The following is a 5,245-nucleotide window of genomic DNA, read 5'->3' as shown; positions in this document are numbered from 1 at the left end:
CCCTTCACCCAGACCCGAGAGGCGGTGCCGGATGCCCCGCCCCCGACCGGCCGCCGCGGCGGCCGGTCGGGGTCGGGGCATCCGGCACCGCCTCTCGGGTCTGGGTGAAGGGTGTTACGGCAGCAGTACGCACGTCCCGGCGGCGGGGTTCGACGCGCGGCGGGCCGGTCCGGTCAGGTCCAGCCGAGCTGGGCGACGGTGGTGACCGGGGGCTCGCCGCCGGCCTCGGTGAAGGCGCGCAGGGCGGCGACGAGGGCGTGCCGCTGCCCGGCCGGCATCCGGGCGACGACCTCGGCGATCTCGGCGCGGCGGCGGGCGGTGACGTCGTCGACGATGCGCCGCCCGGCGGGGGTGACCTGGATGCGGACCTCGCGGCCGCTCCGCGGGCTGGCCTCGCGGCGGACGAGCCCGCCGGCGGCGAGCCGGTCCACCATCCGCATCGCGGTGGACGGGTTGACCTCCAGCAGCCCGGCGAGCGTGACGAGCTTGGAGGGCCCCTGCGAGGACAGCACGACGAGCAGCCGGAACTGCGGCAGCGTGACGGCGTCCCGGACCGCGCCCAGGGAGCGCACCGAGATCGCCACCAGCAGCCGGGACGCGGTCAGCATCGCCGAGGTGACCTCGTCGACGCCCGCGTCCCCGTCCTCGCTCATGACGACTTTCTACAGGGCCGGGCCCCGGGTGCGCCAACCCGCCCCGGAACGTTCCGGCCCCCGGTCACCGGTCTGTGTCCGCGCCGCCGGGGAGCAGGTCGGCGAGGAGTTCGGCGAGGTGGCGGGGCCGGGCGGCGGTCCCGGCCTCGATCTGCGTGCGGCAGGAGAACCCGTCGGCGAGGACGGCCGTGCCGGGTCCGGCGTCCTCGACGGCGGGCCAGACGCCCTGCTCGGCGATCTTGGTGGACACCTCGTAGTGGCCGCGTTCGAAGCCGAAGTTGCCGGCGAGGCCGCAGCAGCCGACGTCGAGGGTCTCCACGTCGACGCCGGCGCGGGACAGGACGCGCTGGTCGGCGCCGAAGCCCATGATGGCGTGCTGGTGGCAGTGCGGCTGCGCGATGGCGCGGACCTTCGGGGTGTCGAGCCCGGCGACGGTGTCGTGGGCCGCGAGGGGCGATGCGCCACCGGCCTCCTCCTGGCGCTCGTCGAGCAGTTCGGCGAGGGTCCGGGTCTGGTCGCGGAGCCGCTTGACGTCGTCCTCAACGGCGTCGCCCTCCATCAGCTCGGGCGCGTCGGCGCGGAACACGGCGGTGCAGGACGGCTCCAGCCCGATCACGGGGACGCCGTCGCGGAGCCGGGGCGCGAGGGCGCGGACGGTGCGGCGCAGGACGCGGGCGGCGACGCCGAGCTGGCCGGTGGAGATCCATGTCAGCCCGCAGCACAGCGCGACCGGCGGGACCTCGACCCGGTATCCGGACGCCTCCAGGACGCGGACGGCGGCCTTGCCGATGTGGGGGTGAAAGTTGTTGGTGAACGTGTCGGGCCACAGCACGACCCGCTTGCCGCCCCGCTCGTCCGGGACCGGGCGGCGCTTGAACCAGTCGGTGAACCGCTCGGGCGCGAACTCCGGGATGTCGCGCTGGGGGGCGATGCCGCCGATCCGCTTGGCGGCGCCGCTCAGGCCGGGCAGGTGCGCGGCGGTGTTGGCGGCGCCGGGCGCGAACGCGGCGAGCCGCGCCCACAGCGGCAGCCAGCCCATCGTGTAGTGCGCGGCCGGCCGGATCCGGCCCTGGTAGTGGTGGGCGAGGAACTCGGCCTTGTAGGTGGCCATGTCGACGTTGACGGGGCAGTCGCTGCGGCAGCCCTTGCAGGCCAGGCACAGGTCGAGGGCGTCGTGGACGTCCTTGGACCGCCATCCGTCGGTGATGACCGCCGCGCCGCCGGGCCCCGGCACCGAGGGGTTCGGCACGCCGTCCCCCGGCATGCCGCGCATCATCTCCATCAGGATGCGGGCGCGGCCGCGGGTGGAGTGCTCCTCCTCCCCCGTCGCCCGGTAGCTCGGGCACATGACGCCGCCGGAGGAGGCGCGGCACTTGCCGATGCCGACGCAGCGGGCGGCGGCGTGCGTGAAGCGGTGGTGGTCGTCGGGGAAGGCGAAGTGCGTGTCCGGCTCGGCGGGGTCGTAGGCGAGGTGGTCGAGGTTGTCGTCCAGCCGGTACGGGTGGACGATCTTGCCGGGGTTCATCCGGTTGCCCGGGTCGAAGACGGCCTTGAAGCGCTCGAACAGCCGGATCACCTCGTCGCCGAACATGATCGGCAGCAGTTCGCCGCGGGCCTGGCCGTCGCCGTGCTCGCCCGACAGCGACCCGCCGTAGTCGGCGACCATGCGGGCGGCGCGCTCGATGAACCGGCGGTAGTTCCCGGTGCCCTTCTCGTCCTCCAGGTCGAACGGGATGCGGGTGTGCACGCAGCCCTGCCCGAAGTGCCCGTAGAGGGAGACGGGCCCGTAGCCGAACTCGCGGATGAGGGCGCGGAAGTCGCGCAGGTAGTCGCCGAGCCGCTCGGGCGGGACGGCGGCGTCCTCCCAGCCCTCGTGGGTGTCGGGGCGCCCGGACGGGTAGGCGGTGGCGCCGAGCCCGGCCTCGCGGACGTTCCAGAGCAGCTCCTCCTCGTCCGGGTCGTGGACGAAGGTGTGCCGCGGCCGGAGCGGCGCGTTCCGCATGTGCTCGATCAGCTCGCGGGCGCGCGCGTCGGCCTCCTCCTTGGTGTCGGCGCCGAACCGCACCATGAGCCAGCCGCCGCCGTCCGGCATGTCCTCGACGACGCGCGGCCCGGCGAGGTGGTGCTGTTTGGCGAGGTCGAGGAGGCGTTCGTCCATGCCCTCCAGCGCGAGGGGCTTGAACGGCAGGATGCGCTGGACGGCCTCGCCGGCGTCGGGGATGTCGTCGTAGCCGAGGACGGCGAGCGACTGGTGGGCGGGGACGGGGACGAGGTCGATCTCGGCGTGCAGGACGGTGACGAGCGTGGACTCCGACCCGACGAGGGCGCGGGCGACGTCGAAGTTCTTCTCCGGCAGCAGCGAGTCGAGGTTGTAGCCGGACACGCGGCGCGGGATGTCGGGGTAGCGGGTGCGGATCAGCTCCATGCCGTCGTCGCGCAGCTCCCGCAGCGCCCGGTAGATCTCGGCGCGGCGCCCGCCTTCGGCGAGGATCCGCTCGTACTCCTCGTCGGAGGTCTCCCCCACCCACATCCGCAGGCCGTCGTAGGTGAGCACCTCCAGCCGGACGACGGAGTCGACCATCTTCCCGTACGCCTGCGCGGACGCGCCGCACGAGTTGTTGCCGATCATCCCGCCGATCGTGCAGGTGTCGTGCGTGGACGGCTTCGGCCCGACCATCAGCGCGTGCCCGGACAGCTCGTCGTTGAGGTCGTCCAGGCACGCGCCGGGCTCCACGACGGCGCGCCGCCTGTCCGGGTCGAGGGAGACCAGCTCGCGGCAGTACTTCGACCAGTCGATCACGATGGCGGTGTTGACGCACTGCCCGGCGAGGCTCGTCCCGCCGCCGCGCGACAGGACGGGGACGCCGTGCTCGGCGCAGACGCGGACGGCCTCGGCGCCGGCCTCGACGGTGCGCGGGACGACGACCCCGATGGGCGGCTGCTGGTAGTTGGAGGAGTCGTGCGCGTACGCGGCGCGCGATCCGGGGTCGAACCGGATCTCGCCGTCCACCCGCTCGGTGAGCGCGCGCCGCAGCGCCTCCCGCTCGTCCGCCGTCTCCGCGGTCCGCCCTTCGCCCTGCCTGGTGTCCTCAGCCGAAATCGCCATGACCCGACGCATACCCGGAGTTGGGCTAACCATCCGGCGGGGGGCGGTCACGCGAGGCGGCTGGCGGTCTCCAGCAGGAGGGCGTGCACGAACGCCTGCGGGATGTTGCCGCGCAGCTGGCGCTGCCGGACGTCGTACTCCTCGGAGAACAGTCCGCTGGTCGCGCTGCCGGAGCGGGTCCGCTCGAAGGTGCCGAGGGCGCGGGCCGCCTCGCCCTGCCGGTGCTCGGCGAGCGCGAGGAAGAAGCCGCACAGGGTGAAGGAGCCCTCGGCGACGCCGAGGGGCTCGTCGCCGACCCGGTACCGGTAGACGAAGCCCTCCTGGACGAGGTCGGCGCGGACGGCCTTGAGCGTCGCGACGCTGCGCGGGTCGTCGGCGGGCAGCGCGCCGCGCAGCGGCGGGATGAGCAGCGCGGCGTCCATGCGGCCGTCGTCGTTCGCGCGCTTCCACCGGCCGCCGGGGGCGAGGGCCGTCCGGGTGGTCTCGGTGAGGACGGCGTCGGCGAGGGAGTTCCATTCGGCGGACTCGGCGGGGCCGCCGAGGACGCGGGCGGCCTGCCGGAGCCCGGCGACGCAGATCAGCCGGGAGTGGGTCCACAGCTTGTCCTCGGTCTCCCAGATGCCGGCGCCGGGGTCGCCCCAGCGGCGGCCGATCACCTCGGCGGCGACGCGGGCGGCCTTGAGCGCGCCGCGGTCGGCGCGGTCGTGCTCGGCGGCGGTGGCGAGCAGCAGCAGCGCCTCGCCGAGCGCGTCCAGCTGCCACTGCCCGCTCGCCTGGTTGCCGGTGACGACCTTCGCGCCGGGGTAGCCGGGCAGGTCGCTCTCCCGCTGCTCGGGCACCGGGTCACCGGCGACGGTGTAGGCGGGGCGGAGCCGGTCGCCGTCGGCGAGGATGCGGGCGGTGACGAAGTCGGCGGCGCTGCGCAGCACGTGCGGGGGCCCGCCGTGGGCGGCGACGGCGTGGCCGGCGAAGCACTGGTCGCGGATCCAGGCGTAGCGGTAGTCGAAGTTGCGGCCCTCGTCGGCGCGTTCGGGCAGCGCGGTGGTCGCGGCGGCGGCCATGCCGCCGGCCTGGCTGGTCAGCCCGGTCAGCACCGCGTAGGACAGCCGGGCGTCGCGGGGCGCGATGGTGTCGTCGCAGGAGGGGACGGACTGCTCCCAGTCGCGTTCGGTGGCCTCCCACAGGGCGCCGGCGTCCAGCGCCGCGGCGGGCTCCTCGGCGGTCCCGGCGGCGAGTTCCAGTACCAGGTCGCGGGATTCGCCCTCGGCGAGGTCGAAGGTCACGGCGAGGACCGCGCCGCCGTCGGGGCCCTCCCGGACGACGGCCTCGTCGGCGCCGCGCCAGCGGATCCGGGTGCCGCCGCTGCGGGCCGTCCAGTCCGGGTCGTGGTGGTGGACGCCGTGCATCCGGGGGCCGCCGGCGCGCACGTCGAGCATCGCGCGCAGCCGGGCGGTGCGCGGGCCCGGCGGCGCAGGAGGGCGGGGGG

At 75.1% G+C, this 5,245-nt stretch carries 3 protein-coding genes; all 3 read right to left on the bottom strand.

The genetic code is table 11. From position 1 onward, the window contains the following. Nucleotides 1–173: 173 nt before the first annotated feature. Nucleotides 174–653, bottom strand: a complete 480-nt coding sequence (locus HUX53_RS24975; protein ID WP_176405659.1) for a MarR family winged helix-turn-helix transcriptional regulator — start codon at nucleotides 651–653, stop codon at nucleotides 174–176. A 64-nt stretch (nucleotides 654–717) separates the two neighbouring features. Then, complete coding sequence (locus tag HUX53_RS24970; RefSeq protein WP_176405658.1) at nucleotides 718–3,759, bottom strand: FAD-binding and (Fe-S)-binding domain-containing protein; 3,042 nt, start codon at nucleotides 3,757–3,759, stop codon at nucleotides 718–720. 47 nt (nucleotides 3,760–3,806) lie between these two features. Further along, on the bottom strand, nucleotides 3,807–5,245 hold a 1,439-nt coding region (locus tag HUX53_RS24965; protein ID WP_176405657.1), incomplete at its 5' end, for a glycoside hydrolase family 15 protein.

The organism is Actinomadura sp. BRA 177 (assembly GCF_013372625.1).
Taxonomy (GTDB): domain Bacteria; phylum Actinomycetota; class Actinomycetes; order Streptosporangiales; family Streptosporangiaceae; genus Spirillospora.
Note: the sequence above shows the minus strand (reverse complement) of the source record. Positions and strands in the feature narration are given on the sequence as shown.

What these genes read in the sequence shown, in the direction of transcription:
- HUX53_RS24975 (WP_176405659.1), bottom strand. Translation starts at nt 653, where the DNA reads ATGAGCGAGGACGGGGACGCGGGCGTCGACGAGGTCACCTCGGCGATG.
- HUX53_RS24970 (WP_176405658.1), bottom strand. Translation starts at nt 3,759, where the DNA reads ATGGCGATTTCGGCTGAGGACACCAGGCAGGGCGAAGGGCGGACCGCG.